Annotated in this window: 12 protein-coding genes and 1 pseudogene; 10 read left to right on the top strand and 3 right to left on the bottom strand. The window is 42.8% G+C overall.

The features are described 5' to 3' along the window. A pseudogene (locus V7Z64_RS00740) lies at positions 1–220 on the bottom strand (hypothetical protein); the annotation flags it as partial. A 180-nt stretch (positions 221–400) separates the two neighbouring features. On the opposite strand from V7Z64_RS00740, the gene V7Z64_RS00735 reads away from it, so the two are divergent. The 8 genes from V7Z64_RS00735 (at position 401) to V7Z64_RS00705 (ending at position 11,144) form a co-directional block, all read left to right on the top strand. Continuing rightward, on the top strand, positions 401–1,882 hold the full coding sequence (locus V7Z64_RS00735) for a TIGR02677 family protein (RefSeq protein ID WP_297991513.1): 1,482 nt from the start codon (positions 401–403) through the stop codon (positions 1,880–1,882). An 11-nt stretch (positions 1,883–1,893) separates the two neighbouring features. Beyond that, a complete protein-coding gene (locus V7Z64_RS00730; protein WP_297991515.1) occupies positions 1,894–3,060 on the top strand; it encodes a TIGR02678 family protein in 1,167 nt (388 codons plus the stop codon). Beyond that, on the top strand, positions 3,050–7,189 hold the full coding sequence (locus tag V7Z64_RS00725; protein ID WP_297991516.1) for a TIGR02680 family protein: 4,140 nt from the start codon (positions 3,050–3,052) through the stop codon (positions 7,187–7,189). Before V7Z64_RS00730 ends, V7Z64_RS00725 begins: the two co-directional genes overlap by 11 nt. Continuing rightward, positions 7,173–8,405, top strand: a complete 1,233-nt coding sequence (locus V7Z64_RS00720) for a TIGR02679 family protein (protein WP_297991519.1) — start codon at positions 7,173–7,175, stop codon at positions 8,403–8,405. Before V7Z64_RS00725 ends, V7Z64_RS00720 begins: the two co-directional genes overlap by 17 nt. Positions 8,406–8,501: 96 nt before the next feature. Next, on the top strand, positions 8,502–8,804 hold the full coding sequence (locus V7Z64_RS00715) for an ArsR/SmtB family transcription factor (RefSeq protein WP_003398862.1): 303 nt from the start codon (positions 8,502–8,504) through the stop codon (positions 8,802–8,804). Between the two features lie 113 nt (positions 8,805–8,917). Continuing rightward, positions 8,918–9,178 (top strand): SDR family NAD(P)-dependent oxidoreductase, encoded by a 261-nt coding sequence (locus tag V7Z64_RS13340; RefSeq protein ID WP_442884994.1) that lies wholly within the window; start codon positions 8,918–8,920, stop codon positions 9,176–9,178. Positions 9,179–9,304: 126 nt separating this feature from the next. Then, positions 9,305–10,654, top strand: a complete 1,350-nt coding sequence (locus V7Z64_RS00710; RefSeq protein WP_297991522.1) for an aldehyde dehydrogenase — start codon at positions 9,305–9,307, stop codon at positions 10,652–10,654. Between the two features lie 178 nt (positions 10,655–10,832). After that, entirely contained in the window at positions 10,833–11,144 is a 312-nt protein-coding gene (locus V7Z64_RS00705) for an antibiotic biosynthesis monooxygenase family protein (RefSeq protein ID WP_297991525.1), read from the top strand. A gap of 200 nt (positions 11,145–11,344) precedes the next feature. Here V7Z64_RS00705 and V7Z64_RS00700 read toward each other — a convergent pair whose 3' ends face one another. Then, positions 11,345–12,367 carry a FecCD family ABC transporter permease gene (locus V7Z64_RS00700; RefSeq protein ID WP_334109265.1) on the bottom strand — a complete coding sequence of 341 codons (1,023 nt, stop codon included), beginning with the start codon at positions 12,365–12,367 and terminating at the stop codon, positions 11,345–11,347. Next, entirely contained in the window at positions 12,367–13,305 is a 939-nt protein-coding gene (locus V7Z64_RS00695) for a FecCD family ABC transporter permease (protein ID WP_334109264.1), read from the bottom strand. The genes V7Z64_RS00700 and V7Z64_RS00695 overlap by 1 nt, the downstream gene beginning before the upstream one ends. A 203-nt stretch (positions 13,306–13,508) precedes the next feature. Between V7Z64_RS00695 and V7Z64_RS00690 the strand changes: the two genes are divergently transcribed. Both V7Z64_RS00690 and V7Z64_RS00685 read left to right on the top strand, forming a co-directional pair. Continuing rightward, positions 13,509–15,041, top strand: coding sequence for an AraC family transcriptional regulator (locus tag V7Z64_RS00690; RefSeq protein WP_297987216.1), 1,533 nt, complete (start codon positions 13,509–13,511; stop codon positions 15,039–15,041). A 137-nt stretch (positions 15,042–15,178) separates the two neighbouring features. Further along, positions 15,179–16,111, top strand: a complete 933-nt coding sequence (locus tag V7Z64_RS00685) for an ABC transporter substrate-binding protein (RefSeq protein ID WP_297987215.1) — start codon at positions 15,179–15,181, stop codon at positions 16,109–16,111. The last annotated feature ends 48 nt before the right edge of the window (positions 16,112–16,159 follow it).

The raw sequence follows: 16,159 nt of genomic DNA, 5'->3' as shown, positions 1-16,159 counted from the left end.
CATCGAGCGCTTGGACTTTTCCATCGAGTGCTTGGACTTTTCCATCGAGTGCTTGGACTTTTTGATCGAGTGTTCGAACTTCCTGACGTAAGGAAGATACTTCTTTTTCTAGCCCTTCTACTCGCTTTTCTAGTGCTCCTACTCGTTTTTCTAGCGATTCAACTTTTTCTCGGGTTGCTTTCACCTCATGCAAAATTTCATGAAGCAGCTGTTCTACCATTTTGTTCACCTCCTTTTCGCTTCCATTTTACACGAATCGACAGCGGATGACTAGCGAACATTTTCATTTTTTAGGAAAGCTGCTTATAGGTGAGTGTATTTTCCCATCGACGTTTTAGTAGAGAACGACTGGAGAATCGATTACAATGATAGTAGATGAACGATAGAAGGGGAGCACAAGATGGATACGTCATGGCTAAAGCCGATTACAGAGGCGAAATATTTAGTAGTTGATAACGCATATCGGTACCGAGCGATTTTGCGCTATTTTTATACGCAGCACGAGCGAATGCGCCAATATTTGTTTCCAGAAGAAGTATACGCTTTTTTAAAACAATTCGATGAATTTCAAAGTTATACGGAAGAGGAGTTGCAACAAGACTTAGAGCAGCTCGTTAAATGGAAAAACTTGATCGCTAGACAAGAAACCGATCATATTCGGACGATTGACGAATTTAAAAAGAAACGCTTTCGCTATCAGTGCAGCCCATATACGGTCGAAATCGAACGAATGATTCGCGCGCTTGAGCAGCTAGGGGAAACGTTTGGTGGCTCGCTCGAGAAAACGCGGTTTGACCGCCTGTATGCGTCGCTTGTCCGAATGGAATCAATTATCCACGACGGATTTGCCGAAAAGCGGGAGGAAATGAATCAAGTGTGGGAAGAAACGTTTGATTATTTAAAAAAAATCATCCAAAACTCTGCCGACTATATTGCCTATTTAAACGGAGAAAACATGGAAGAGCGAATGATGTCCGATTCATTTCTCGTCTATAAAGAACAGTTTACCACCTATTTACGTGATTTCATTGTTGCATTGCAAAAAACGTCAATGCAAATTGAAAAGCTGCTCGAAGACTTGCCCGAGGACGGTGTTCGACGTTTTATCGAGGAAGTGGTTGCTTACCAGCTTGCCATTCCACGTTTTGAAGGAGCGATTCTTTCGCGTGAACAGCTAGTGGAAGAGAAGCTAGATACGTGGCGCAGTTTAAACGAATGGTTTTTAGGGCGAAATGGGCATGAAAGTGAGATGTCGTTTTTACAAAAGCAGACGAACGAAGCGATTCGGCGAATGACGCGCGTCGTTCAGCGCCTAGGGGAGCGCCATCACCACTTCCGTAGCCGAAAAAAAGATTACTTGCATTTAGCGAAATGGTTTTCTTCATTAGAAACGATAGAAGAAGCGCATAAATTATCGGCGGTTGTATTTGGCTGTTTTCACACAAAGCACATCGTTGCCGAAAATGATGCGACGGAAAATATGTACCGTGATATTTGGGAGGAACAGCCGGCAGAATGGATCGTCAAACCACGTGTTCGCCACTACCGAGAAAAGAGAAAAACTGAAGCAATGGTTGATCGGCGAAGAGAAAAAGAGGAAACGATGGTTGCCTATTTAGTAGCGAAGCAAAAAGAAGAAGAAAAGCTCGCTCAGCTTATAAACGACGGAAAAATTGTACTTCAGGAGCTCCCGGTCATTGCTTCGCACATTCGCAAAACGCTGCTCGGGTGGATTGCAAAAGCGATGGGGAGAGAAGACCGGATAGTGCAAACGGAAAACGGATGGAAAGTGAAAGTAGTCCAACGTGAAGGAACGATTACACTGAAAGCAGAAGATGGTACACTCATGATGCCAAATTACGAAATCCACTTGCTAGACTAGGAGAAGGGAAAATGGAAAAAGAGTTCGATGAGAAAGCAAGAGAAGCGTTAACTGCGCTGTTTGAGCAGTTTTGGGTTGTTCGGGAAAAAGAGCCGGAACTTTTTCAAAAAATACGCGAACGTGAAAAAGTGTTAAAACGGTATGTGCAAGAAAAATTCGGCTACCGGCTCATCGTTCACCGCTATTTCGCTAAGCTGGAAAAAATACCGGCGGAGCCAGAAACATGGATGGGAATAGAGTCGTTTCAAGAACCTCTCGACTACGCGATGTTTTGTTGCTTGTTAGCATACTTAGAAGGAAAAGCAGTCGAAGAAAAGTTTTTATTGTCTGACGTATGTGAAGAAATAAAAGCGATGTATCCAGGGGAAACAGCGCTCGACTGGACGAACTACCAACATCGACGAGCTTTAATTCGCGTTTTAAAAACAGCCGAGCAAATCGGGATTGTGCATCACGTCGATGGGGAAGTTGAGGCGTTTGCGAATCAAGAAGATGAGGAAGCGTTGTATGAAGTTCCTGTATTATCCCGCTATTTTATGCGATCCTATCCGAAAGATTTTATTCAATATGAAACAATCGAGCAACTGCTGGAGGAGGAGTGGAAAGTGTCACCCGACGATTACCGTCGCCACTTTATTTATCGGCAGCTCTTTTTATCGCCTGTTGTATACCGACGGCAGAAAGACGACCCAAACTTTTATTACTTGCGCAATTTCCGTCACCGATTGCGCGATGACATCGAGGCGCACACCGACTTTCGCTACGAACTATACAAAAACGCAGCACTGTTGACGCTTCCAGAACGGCAACATGTGTATACGTTATTTCCAGATCAAAAGGGAACGTCGGATATAATCCTTCATTTCGCTTCTGTCGTTCGCGCTCATTTAGACAACTATCCACCGGATGAATACGGGAAAATCCGCGTAACGATGTCCGATTTTCAGCAACTGCTGTATCGGTGCAGCGAGCAGTATGGCGAAGGCTGGAGCAAAACGTATCGTGAAATGTCGATGGCACAACTCGCCACCGAGCTTCTTTCTGCTTTAAAAGACTGGAAGATGGCAGAATATGAACAGGAAACGGGCATGGTTGTGCTTTATCCGTTGCTTGGACGGTTTGTCGGCCAATATCCAGACGATTTCACAACGAAAGGAAGAGACGATGATGACAAATAAATGGGTGCTTCATCGCGCGGGATTGATTAATTTTTGGTATTACGACGAACAATATTTCGAATTTGCTGACGGCAAGCTATTGCTTCGTGGGACGAACGGCTCTGGGAAGTCAGTGACGATGCAAAGCTTGCTTCCTGTCTTACTGGACGGAAAGAAAACGCCAGATCGGCTCGACCCGTTCGGTTCCCGAGCACGAAAAATGGAAGACTACTTACTTGGAGAAAAGGAAATTGTTGATCGCGATGAACGGACAGGCTATTTGTTTTTAGAATATAAACGAAAGCAAACGGATCAATACGTAACGACAGGGATTGGCTTACGGGCAAAACGACAAAAAAATATGGACTTTTGGGGGTTCGTCATTTTTGACAATCGCCGCATCGGCCATGATTTATTTTTATATAAAACGGAAAAATCAGCGAACGGAACGGAAAAAATTCCGCTCACGAAACGCGAGTTAGTCAATTTGCTTGGTAACGGTGGAACGGTTGTTGATTCACAAAAAGAATATATGGAGCTCGTCAATAAGCACGTCTTCCGTTTTGAATCGATGGAGGCGTTTCAAGAATTAATTGAGCTATTGATTCAATTGCGTAGTCCGAAGCTATCGAAAGATTTTAAGCCGACGGTTATTTATGAAATTTTAGAAAGCTCGCTTCCGGCACTGACAGACGACGAGTTGCGCCATCTATCCGAAACGATTGAAAATATGGACCAAACGAAACAGCAGCTAGAGCAGCTAGAGAGCGATGAACAATCGTTAAAACGGCTTTGTGCGCAATATCGAGCGTATAACGAGTATATGATCGCGGAAAAAGCGAGCGAATGGATAAAGGCTGACAAACAAGTGAAGCGGTTAGCAGAAGAAGAAAAGCAGTGGCTTAAGGAAGAAGCAGAAAAACAAACGCACCTTGCGGATTTGAGCGAGTACATTCAAACGCTTGCGAACGAGCAGGACGTATTGCATCAACGAGAAATAGAGTTAGCAAACCACGAAGTTTTCCAAGCGGCAAAAGAATATGAACGTGTTCAGCAAGAGATAAACGATATTTACGAAAAGCAACAAAAACTATTGCGGCAAATTGACGAAAAAGAGCAGTTGGAACGTCGCTACAAGCGCCAGTTAGAGGAAGACAAAGACCGGCTATATCAAGTAGAAAAGCAACTCATGCAACAAGTAGAAGACTTACGGCATGATGCGATGGAAAGTTCCTTCTCTGCTCATGCTCTCAACGAAGCTGATTTCTCTCGCCAGCGCGAAACGAAATTTGATTTTACCGTCTGGAAGCGAGAAGGGCAAGAATATGTGGAAAAACTAGAACAAACGATTGCACTTTGGCGGCGCCACGACGAAATGAAGGCGCGTTATGAAGAAACGAGCAAAGAAGCAGGGGAACTGCAACGGGAAGTAGACGAATTGCGCCATGAAGAAGCGAAATGGCTCGAACTGTTAGAAAACGAAAAATCGCGGTTCCAACAGGAAGTATTTCGCTGGCTCGAACAATGCCAAGACGTTTTCGTATCGGAACCCTCTGTCCAACTATTTTTACAGCGTCTTCATGAACTATACGAAACGTATCACGTCGATGAGATGAAGCAACCGTTTACGGAAGCGTATTACGAAGCACTCAATCGAAAAAACGAAGAAAAAATGAGACAACAGCATGCATGCACATTATTAGAAGAAAAAATTGCCGCAAAAGAAGCCGAATGGAACCAATGGAAAACGCAAAAAGACCCAGAGCTCACGCGCGATGAACAGACGGTTAAAGCGCGGATAGAGTTAAAAGAGAAAGAGATTGCTTTTGTCCCGTTTTATGCAGCTGTGGAATTTCGAAACCATGTACCAGATCCTCTCCGAGAGCGTATCGAATCGGCATTATATCATGCGGGGATACTTGATGCGTTAATTGCGGAAACCGATGTCGAAGTAACGTGTGACCGAGTGCTTGTTCCACGCCCTGTCGAACTGGAGCATACATTGGCAGACTATTTACAACCGGATGTAGATGAAGCGTGCGGCGTTTCAAAAGCGCGCATCGAAGAAGTGCTCCAAAGCATTGTTCTTACCGCTGGAGAAGTGGACGGCACATTGATGCTCAACGAAGAAGGATATTATACGCTCGGATTAGTCAAAGGGCATGCCCCGGCGCGGGAAAAAGCGTTGTTTATTGGACGCACTGCCCGGAAGCGTTGGCGGTTAGAACAGATCGCCGCACTTGAGGCAGAACTTCACGAACTTCGCGCTCAGCTTCATGAGGACACCGATATGCTAAAACAGATCGATCAGACAATTGCGCAAATAAACTACTGGTTTCGTGCCTTTCCAACTGACCGCGACATGCGTGCAGCTTTTGAAGAACGGGAGAAAACGAAACGGCACCTTATAAGCAAACAACGAGAATGGGAGCGGAAAAACGAGAAGTTAGCGCAGCTTGCCCGCGATTGGCAACAAGCAAAACAAACGTTGCGTGAACAAACCGAAGGGCTTGATTTAGAGTTTTCCAAAGACGGCTATGAACAAGCGCTTCTTTTGATGAAATCGTATATGCGTGAGCTTCATGAATTGCAAATGACCCATCGAGAGTTTCTTCATTTGCTCGATATGATTCAATATCGGACAGAGCAGCTAGAAACGTTGCAACAAGAAATCGACGAAACAAAAGGCGAACGACATGTGCTAGCGAAAGAGCAGCAAAAACTTGAACTAAAGCGACAAGAAATCGAACGGACGCTGCAGCTAATGGGCGCAGAAGAAATTCAAGCCGAAATTCAACGCGTCCGCGAACGATTAGCAGTTTTACAGCGAGAAATGCCAAAGAAAATGAATGAGCGCATTGCGCTAGAGCATGAGCTGAAAGCTATTCGTGAAAAATGTGCGCAGCTGTCAGCGAAAGAATCGTTTGCTAAGCGGTTAGCGGAGGAGTGGAAGCATTCATTTGAGCGAGAACTTGCCCTTGAACTTGTGGAACTTCATGATTCTGATCTATTAGAAAAAGCAAAAGAAGCGATGCAGCGGTGTGGAGCATTATTAAAAGAAACGAGAACGTCGCTTGTGAATCGATTAAATAGCGTATTTTTCCAAGAATCAGCGAATTTAACGGAATACCGGCTCAGTCAAGAGCCAGTTGTCATAAAGGAAACAAATCCATTTACGGATATAGAGCTAGACGAAGAAATGGAATTAAAAGTTGCAGGGTGGAGAGAAAAGCAAGACCGTATCGTTCTTTTGCTTGATTATAAAGGGCAGCGCGTATCGCCATTTTATGTATTACGTGAAATCGAGCACGATATTTTCTTGCAACGCGAATATATGAAAGAGCAAGACCGCGAGTTGTACGAAGAAATTATTTTAAAAACGATTGGCCGAATTTTGCGCAGCCGCATTCAACGGGCGGAGCGTTGGGTAAAAGATATGAACGAACGAATGCAGCAGCTCGACACATCTTCTGGGCTGGTGTTGTTTATTCAATGGAAGCCGCGCACCGCGGAAACGGAAGAAGAGATGGATACGAAAGAGCTTGTCGAATTGTTGCGGATGAACTCGCGGCTACTAAAAGAGGAAGACTTGCAGCGAGTGACGAAACATTTCCGCTCGAAAATTCATCGGGCGCGCGAATTGTTAGAAGAGCGCGGTCAAGGCAATACGCTTCACCAAATCATTAAAGAAGTGTTAGACTATCGGAAATGGTTCTCGTTTACCCTTTATTACCAAAAAACGAATGAACCGAAACGAGAGTTGACGAACCAACGTTTCTACCAATTCAGTGGCGGAGAGAAAGCGATGGCGATGTATATTCCGTTGTTTGCGGCGACGTATTCGCGCTACCAAGAAGCAGCAGACGACGCACCGTACATTATTTCGTTGGATGAAGCGTTTGCAGGGGTAGACGAAAATAATATTCGCAATATGTTCGGGCTTGTCGAGCAGCTTGGATTTAATTATGTGATGAATTCGCAAGCGCTCTGGGGCGATTATGATACTGTTCCAGCGCTGTCGATTTGTGAGCTCGTTCGTCCGAAAAACGCGTCGTTTGTGACGGTCATTCGCTATTATTGGAACGGAAAAGTGAAGCAGCTTGTCGTCGAGGAAGCGAGAAAGGGTGAGTTCATTGAACCGATTAGATGAGGCGGTGCAATTTTTTCGCGGGGAACGTTCGTTTCACCGCCTTTTTTGTGAAATGAAAAAGAAATACGAATCGCTTGGCCGCATCGGTGGCACGATTTCTGTTGCGTCTTTTTCGGCAGAGGAAAAAGAAGCGATCGCGTCGTTTTTTGGAAAAGAAATGAACCGCGTACCGCTTGCAGCGTTTGAAAAACAGCTTGCGAACACAAAGTTTGCCGGTATTTCTATCGTGGAGTTGCTTTCATGCTATTTTGGCGAGCCGCTTGTAACGAAAAAAGAGCAACAACAAGAAATAGAGAGAGAAAGGGAAGCTTATTTTACTCGGCTTATGAATACGTATCAAGCGCAGCGCGATTGGTTGATAGCTGTAGAAAAACAGCGGTTTGTACAATTAGCGTATCAACAAAACTATCACGCGTTAGAGGCGGCGCTTTCTGCCGTTTGCCGCGCACTCAAACAGCTTCCGTCCACCTACGTACGTTTGCCCATTTTTGCACAAAAAGTAGCGAACGACCCGCACATGTTTGATTTGCATACGCTTGCGGGGAAGCTATTGCTTTCGGCGCTACAATTTTATGCGGGCACCGAATACGACCTCTCGGCGGTCGAAGACGTGAACGAACTGCTGCAGTCGTATCGGCTATTGCGGGAAGATGTATTAAACTTTGTGACGTGCGCTGGCTTGATGGCAGAAACAGAGAAAGGTCACCATCCTGTTTTCGCTGCCGCATGTGAAACGAATACGGTGCTAAATGTGCCGCTACGGGAAGTGATGCTGTTTACGCGCGCGTATCCATCCGAAGGCAACAACGTCTTTGTCGTCGAAAATGCGGGCGTGTTTTCGACGTTATTAGATGTGAACGTGCCGCTCATTAGCACAAACGGTCAATTGAATTTAGCGACGAGGTGGTTGCTCGATTTGCTCGTAAAAGAAGGGGCTACCCTTTATTACTCGGGCGATTTTGACCCAGAAGGATTAAAAATGGCGCAGCGTCTTGTCGAACGGTACGGTTCATCTGTTCGGCTTTGGCATTACGACTGTTCTGATTATTTGGCGACAAAACCGACCGTTCCGCTATCCGATGAACGTTTGGAGAAACTGCAATCGGTGACGCTTTATGACTTACAGGCAGTAAAACAAGAAATGTTGCGGAGGAAAAAAGCAGGATACCAAGAAGCGCTTGTGGAACGGTTGAAAGGAGAGATGAAGAGAAGATAGAAGACCTATTTTTAATGTATTGACAATTGGTGAGAAAGAGAATAAGATAAGAACATCAAATGTTTAAACTTTTGAACAAAAGAAAGGAAGAGGGGAATGGGACAGAAAGCGATCGAGGTGTTTCGATCGTGTATACCATTATTTCAAGCGTTAAGCGATCCTCATCGCCAAGATATTGTATTGCTGCTTGCGGAACACGATAAGCTAACAGTCAATGAAATTACGGAACGGTCAAGTTTATCGCGTCCAGCGATTTCGCACCATTTAAAAATTTTGCGTGACCAAGGATTAGTGTCGGTAGAACAAAAAGGGACATTGCGATACTATGTATTATCTATCGAAAAAGCTGTTGAATTATTGAAAGATTTAATTCATGCTGTTGAGAAGGAGTGCCTTTAGATATGCTAAAGGCCAAATTTTTCATTTTATATGTTTAAGTTTTTAAACATTTTAAAAAAAGGAGATACAGGAAATGAAAAAGAACGTATTAATCATAGGGGGCATCAAGTGGGATCGGCTACGAATTTGCTGCACGATTTGCGAAGGAAGGGTACAACATTATTGCAGTAGCCCGAAACAAGCAGAAATTAGATGAACTGAAGCATCAGCTAGAAAAAACATACGGAATAGCAGCATGGATATATAATAAAGACTTATCGGATCAAAACGAAGTCCGTGATTTGTATGAAGCATTAAAAAACGAGCAACTTGATGTGCATATTCTAGTCAATAACGCGGGATTTAGGTTGTATGGGGAATTTGTGGAGACCTAAGAAGAATTAAAATAAAGACACTCACTCATTTGACGAAGATTCCTTGCATTTAGTGTTATGCCGCGTAAATTTGTTACGAATATTGTCAGAAAGGTTCAAGATCGGGTGTGATGAGGGGGAAACAGAATGAACGAATTGCTTCAAAAACAAAAACGTTATTTTCACACAGGGGAAACGCTTTCGCTTGAGTTTCGCTTAAAACAGTTAATCCGATTAAAAGAAACAATAAAAAAACACGAACAAATCATTACCGATACGTTAAAAGCAGAGTTGAACAAATCGCCGTTTGAAGCATATACGACAGAAATTGGTGTCGTTTACGAAGAAATAAATTTTATAGCGAAGCGACTGAGCGATTGGGTGAAACCGCAACGCGTACCGACACCTTTGACCCATTTTGGATCAAAAAGTTACATATATCCGGAGCCGTACGGAGTAAGCCTCATTATCGCGCCGTGGAACTATCCGTTTCAGCTTGCAGTAAGTCCGCTGATCGGTGCGATTGCAGCGGGAAACTGTGCGGTTGTGAAACCGTCGGAATATACGCCAGCAATGTCGGCTTTGTTAAAAACAATTGTTGCCGAGGTGTTTCCGGAAGAGTATGTTGCTGTTGTAGAGGGGGGAGTAGACGTCAGTCAACAGCTATTAGATTTACGCTTTGATCATATTTTTTTCACCGGAAGTGTATCGGTCGGAAAAATCGTCATGGCAGCGGCAGCGAAACACTTAACTCCAGTTACGTTAGAGCTCGGTGGAAAAAGCCCTGCGATCGTCGATGCGTCGGCTCATATTGATTTAGCTGCTAAACGAATCGTTTGGGGAAAGTTTTTAAATGCTGGACAAACGTGCATTGCACCCGATTACGTTCTTGTCGATGTGTCCGTGAAGCCATTGCTTATTGAACGAATGAAAACATATATTGAACAGTTGTATGGCGATCACGAGCGATATAGCCGAATCGTCACAACTCGCCACATGGAGCGGCTCGTCCGCTTTCTAACGAACGGAATGGTTGTGCATGGTGGAAAATATAACATCAAGCAACGTTGGATGGAGCCGACATTGTTAGATGGCGTCACGTGGGATGATGACGTAATGCAGGAAGAAATTTTTGGCCCATTGTTGCCAATTCTCACGTTTGAAACGATCGATGAAGCGATTCATATGATCAACAGCTACGAAAAACCGCTCGCTCTTTATTTGTTTACGGAAGATCGGGATGTGCAACAACAAGTGCTGCAACAAGTTAGTTTTGGTGGGGGATGTATAAACGATACGATCATGCACATCGCTAGCCCACATCTACCATTTGGCGGCGTTGGACAGAGCGGGATCGGTTCCTATCATGGAAAAGCAAGTTTTGATGCATTTACGCATTACAAAAGTGTTCTCAAACAAACGACAAAATTTGATATCCCTTTACGTTATCCAAACTTTCCACATGCGCTTAAATGGGTGCGGAAGTTATTGAAGTAAGCTAGAGGCTAATCCAAAATGCTGCGGATTAGCCTTTTTCCTAAAAATGAAAGGAAACAAAAGATAAACTTCAATAGAAATGATAAGGAGAAATTAGAATGATACATGTTTTTTATTGAAAATGAATGTTATTATCATTTATAATAGCATATATTAAAAATAAAGGAGGTATTAGGAAGTGTTTGTGCAAATGAAAAGTATTACTGTAGCAGAAGGTTATGTGGGGAAAATTGTTGAGCAGTTTGCTAGCAAAGGTTTAATTGAAGGACAGCCTGGTTTCATCGATTTAAGTGTTCTCAGAAAAAAGAAACGAGGGGGGAATGAGGAAGTTATTGTTATGATTCGCTGGGAGTCTGAAGAAGCATGGAAATCATGGGAGACAAGCGAAGTTCATTTAGCTGGTCATAAAGAAAATAGAAAAAAGCTTCCACCTTCATACATTATTGAAAAGAGACAAGACGTATATCACGTGTTAGCAACAAAAATGTAGTAGAAAAGACAAGATGCTAAATTCAACTATTACGATGAGCTAACCTGATCGGAGCACTCATTAACCCACTATCAGTGTCAATTTTTCAATTGGACGCACCCGTTCTTTGGGCGCTATATTTTCTACCCTCCTAATATGAATAAATGTAGTCTTTACGGGTGGTTAGTTACATGTTGAAGCGGGCAATATACCCGCTTCACTTAATTGTTTAGACCTTCGTTCTTTCTTGTGAGTAGCATATAAATTAAGTAAGGTGCGCCAATGATGGATATAACAATGCCTACAGGAATATCGGCTGGAGCGAGTATATTTCTACCGATCATGTCGGCTAAAAGGAGGAGTGCGGCTCCAATGAGCGCTGACAATGGTAACAAGCTATAGTAGTTTGGACCAGTTAGCCGTCGAGCAAGATGTGGAGCTAATAATCCAACAAAAGAAATTCCTCCTCCGACTGCCACGCAGGCGCCAGCTACAGCAGCTGATAAGCAAAGTAACAGTCTTCTTTGGCGTTCAACATGAACACCAAGTGCAATTGGGACAGACTCACCTAACTGAAATACGTTCAGCGTCTTGGCTTTTAAAAAAGAGACAGGGAGCAGAAAGATGATCCATGGGCCTAGTGCCCAAGTATATTTCCATTGTGCTCCCCAAATACTTCCCGTTAGCCATATAAGTGCTTTTTGAAAGTCACGTGGATCCATTTTTAGTTGGAGAATAATAAGTAGTGCACTGCATAGCGCGTTGATTCCAATGCCCACGAGAAGAAGTCGACTAGGATCGACCCCTCTATTCCACGACAGTATATAAATGATTATAGCAATTGTCATCGCACCTACAAATGCGAACAAGGGAAGAAAAAAAGGAGAAGTGACATATTTCCCTTGCAAAAAGTAAATACATAATACGACCGTTACCCCCGCTCCTGCATTGATACCTAGAATGCCTGGGTCTGCAAGTGAATTGCGGGATAGTCCTTGTAATATCGCTCCGGAAAGAGCGAGACCGGAACCGATAAGAAGTGCCATGACCATTCTTGGAAGGCGAATTTGAAGTAAAACGAGTTCTTGCTTATCAGTACCATTTCCTAAAAGTGTACGGATAATATCGTTTGGTGTAATCGAGATAACCCCAATTGATAAACTTATGATGAAAGTCACGATGATGAAGATGGTGAAAAATATAAACCATCCTGTTGCGCGAGTGAATGTGAACCGCCAGTCCATTATATACTCCTCCTTCTTCGACGGGCAAGGTGCAGCAAAATAGGAACTCCGAGTACGGATGTAATTGCACTTACTGGTGTTTCGAAAGGGGCGTTGATTATACGTGCTAAAATATCTGCCGATAATAAAAGGAAAGCCCCTGCTATAGCGCTGCTAGGAACGATCCATCTGTAATCATTTCCGACTAATAAGCGTACAATATGCGGGATGATTAGACCGATAAAACTAATCGTTCCTGCCACAGAGACGGCAGCTCCTGATAATAAGATGACGGAGGTTAATCCGATCATTCTTGTTGTATAGTTTGAGTGTCCTAAACCTGTGGAAACGTCTTCACCTAGGGACAGAAGTGTTAACGGGTGACTAATCCATAACGACAAGATAAAACCAATCAGAACGATTGGGATTAAAATGTACACATGTTCCCATTTCGATCCAGAAAGTCCACCAGAAAACCAAAAACTTACATCTTGTGCTACTTGAAAGTAAAGAGCGATGCCGGTTGATAAGGCACTAAACAATGTGCTTAAAGCAACACCAGCCAACGTGATCGTTATAGGTGAAAAACGTTCCTTAGAAATACTGGAAAACGCAAGAACCATCGTGGAAGCAACAGCGGCACCGACAAAAGACCAACATAAAAGCATCCAGTATGACCCAGATGACAAGACGGCTAAACAAATAGCGATGGCAAGCCCCGCACCATGCGTGACGCCAATGATAGATGGATCCGCTAGGGCATTTTGTGTTACCCCTTGCATGATTGCCCCTGCTACAGCTAAAGCTGCGCCAACGAACAGGGCGACAAGTGCACGAGGGAGACGAACTTCCCAAATGAGTTGATGCTCTATCTTATCAGGTTGAAATGATAAGAGAGCGTCTATCATCACATCAAGCGGAATAGGAATGGCTCCTAGACCAATAGATACTAGAAACATGAGGATTACAACAATGCTCCCTATTAAGCAACGTATGGTAGGATGCTTAAATAATTTGTTTTGAATAGTATTACCCTTTTTCAAAAGTTCTCACCCGCTTCATCTCTATATTGAAAATCATTATCAATTATACATATTCTTTATCAGTCTACTATCTTCTTGTGTTTGTTGTCAATCATTTTCAAGAAAGGAAGGTTTTCGTTATGATACATCCTTTATCTGAATTAAATGATCTGAAAATCTTATATAACGAGCTAAAAGAAGGAGAAAAGAAAGAGTTTCAGCAAGGATGCCTCCTAGCATATATTGCTTCAGGAAAGGGGATATTGATACAAGACAAAAAACAAATGAAGTTAGAGGAAGGAAAGAGTATTTTTGTCGTTGGCAGCGTTACAATCATCCCTCTTTCTGAAAGTTTGAGTTTATATCTATTAGTTTGTGAGGAAGGATCAGGGTGGCTTATCCCATTTCAAGATATTTCTTTTTCTAAGCAATCTCCTGTAAAAATGACTCCTATATGGAAAGAGCTAATAAAAATACAACAAAGTAAAATCTTATCAGATCGTTGTCGCTTTCAGTCTTTAATTTGGACTATGCTTTCAATGATAACAGATCAATCAAGAAGTGAAAATCTGGAAGAAGCGAACCAGTATGTTCGTGAGCATTTGCACGAACCGATGTCTGTTGCCGAGCTAGCAGATCGTTTTGGAATGACCCCATCTTCTTTTGCGCGTGCTTTTCGTCAGAAGTTTGGAGTGTCCCCAAAAGAATTTATTCACAATGAAAAGATGAAACTAGCGAAAAAGTTAATGGTTCAAGAGAAAGGATTGCCCCTTAGGGAGATTGCGCTTCGCATTGGTTTACAGGATGAGTTTTATTTTAGTCGGCTGTTTAAGAAGAGAGAGGGAGTTGCTCCGACAATATTTATAAAGCGTGTTCAAAAGAGAGTAGCAGTAATTAGCCAACTTCTATTACAAGATCATTTGTTGGCATTGGGAATACAACCTGTTGCAGCTCCGATGTATCCGAGTGCATTTTATGGGCACAATGGGCTTCCATCTTATTTATCTCGGGAACTTGAGGGAACTTTACTTTTAAATGCGGAAGAACATTTTAATCGCGAAGAAGTGTTGAAGGCACACCCTGATCTTATCATCAAAACACCTCTTCGCCAAGATGCGGAACAATCGGCATTATGGACACAGCAAGTGCATGTTCATCATATTCCATTTCAAACAACATGGGATGCTTACTTGCGAAAAATTGCTCATATTGTAGAAGAAAAGTCCAAAGTGGAACATATTATTTATAGCCTCCATCAATTAGAGAAGAAAGCGAAAGAACGACTTTGCCGAATATCAGGGAGTGGGAAATGGGTTGTTATCTGGGTTCGAGGAAATGAAATTCGCTTATATGGAAAAACGGGTCACGCATTCACTGACTTGTTTTTTCGACAACTGGGCTTCGAACCAGATGATCACATTCCTGACATAGGTTATGAAGCAATTCAAATTGAGGAGCTCGCGTATATGAATCCTGCTCGGATATTGATTCTTTGGAGTCATGTGAAGGATGTGCAAAATCTAGTAAATAATAGACTTTGGAAAACAATGAAGGCATCAAGAGAGAGACATGTCTACTATCCTGATAGTATCGAATGGGATCCTTGGGGACCGTTTGGAAGAAAGTATATGATTGAGCGTATGGTACAGTTTTTTTTAAATTCAAATATATGAGGAATAGCCCCATTTTGTGTATAAAAAGTATCATTTGTCCATGAATAAAAACAAATATATCCATGTCCTACGTTTATTTTGGTTGTTAATATTAATAACGAAATTCATTTTCATTTGTTGTTTAGGAGGATAGAAATATGAACCGTTTGTTGAATGTATGTTGTACGCTAGCTGTCACTCTGCTGCTTGTACTAGCCGGATGCGGAAAAACAGAACAAACAAGTAGCGAGCCGAAGGAAGAGACAAAGAAAACGCGCATAGTCGAGCACTTTATGGGAACAACGGAAGTACCGATGAACCCAGAAAAAGTAGTAGTTCTTTCGCACGTTTCATGGGAAGGTTCACTTGTTTCCGTAGGTGTAAAGCCGTACGCGGTTATGGCTTACGATAACGAATTTCCGCCGCATTTAAAAGATGAGTTGAAAGGGGTAAAAGCTTTACCGTACGCTGATGAGTTCAGCCCTGAACAAATCATTGATTTAGATCCGGATTTATTGATCATTAGTGATCGCTATAAACCTTTATACGATCAATTGGCAGACACCATTCCTACGGTTGTAATTGAAGTAGGGGGAGACTGGAAAGAAGATCATTTAAAAATTACAGAAGCGGTCGGCAAACTGGAAGAAGGCAAGAAAGTTATTGCTGAGTTAGAAAAAGAAGCGAAAGAAATCGGCAAACGCATTAAGGAGAAAGTCGGAAACGAGACGTTTATGGCTGTGGCAATCGGCAAAAAAGACATTCGCGTGTTTGGTACGAAAAACCATGCTACGAATGCCTTGTTGTTTGATGACTTAGGGCTAACGCCTGCTGAAGGATTGCCGGAAGATTTCGGAGAGAACATTTCTATTGAAGGATTAGCCAAATATAACCCGGATCACATTATTGATATCACCTATTTTAATAGCGGCGAGTTTTACGATACAGTTACACAAGGCAAGGTATGGAACAGTTTGAAAGCTGTAAAAAATAATCATGTCTATAAGCTTACTACTACATGGGGATTTTGGGATCCGATTGAACGGAAAAAAGGATTACAAGAGATTGAGAAGCTATTAGTAAGCCAGTAAGTTTTCTGAGGGCAAGATCGTTCGCTATGTGAACGATCTTACCTTCTT

Origin of the sequence: Anoxybacillus sp. (genome assembly GCF_036834105.1) — a bacterium.
Taxonomy (GTDB): domain Bacteria; phylum Bacillota; class Bacilli; order Bacillales; family Anoxybacillaceae; genus Anoxybacillus.
This window is presented reverse-complemented; position numbering and strand designations above follow the sequence as displayed.

Coding starts and splice junctions, on each gene's coding strand:
- V7Z64_RS00700 (WP_334109265.1), bottom strand. CDS start 12,367: ATGGACTGGCGGTTCACATTCACTCGCGCAACAGGATGGTTTATATTT.
- V7Z64_RS00710 (WP_297991522.1), top strand. CDS start 9,305: ATGAACGAATTGCTTCAAAAACAAAAACGTTATTTTCACACAGGGGAA.
- V7Z64_RS00695 (WP_334109264.1), bottom strand. CDS start 13,305: ATGTTTCTAGTATCTATTGGTCTAGGAGCCATTCCTATTCCGCTTGAT.
- V7Z64_RS00685 (WP_297987215.1), top strand. CDS start 15,179: ATGAACCGTTTGTTGAATGTATGTTGTACGCTAGCTGTCACTCTGCTG.
- V7Z64_RS00690 (WP_297987216.1), top strand. CDS start 13,509: ATGATACATCCTTTATCTGAATTAAATGATCTGAAAATCTTATATAAC.
- V7Z64_RS00730 (WP_297991515.1), top strand. CDS start 1,894: ATGGAAAAAGAGTTCGATGAGAAAGCAAGAGAAGCGTTAACTGCGCTG.
- V7Z64_RS00715 (WP_003398862.1), top strand. CDS start 8,502: ATGGGACAGAAAGCGATCGAGGTGTTTCGATCGTGTATACCATTATTT.
- V7Z64_RS00735 (WP_297991513.1), top strand. CDS start 401: ATGGATACGTCATGGCTAAAGCCGATTACAGAGGCGAAATATTTAGTA.
- V7Z64_RS00725 (WP_297991516.1), top strand. CDS start 3,050: ATGACAAATAAATGGGTGCTTCATCGCGCGGGATTGATTAATTTTTGG.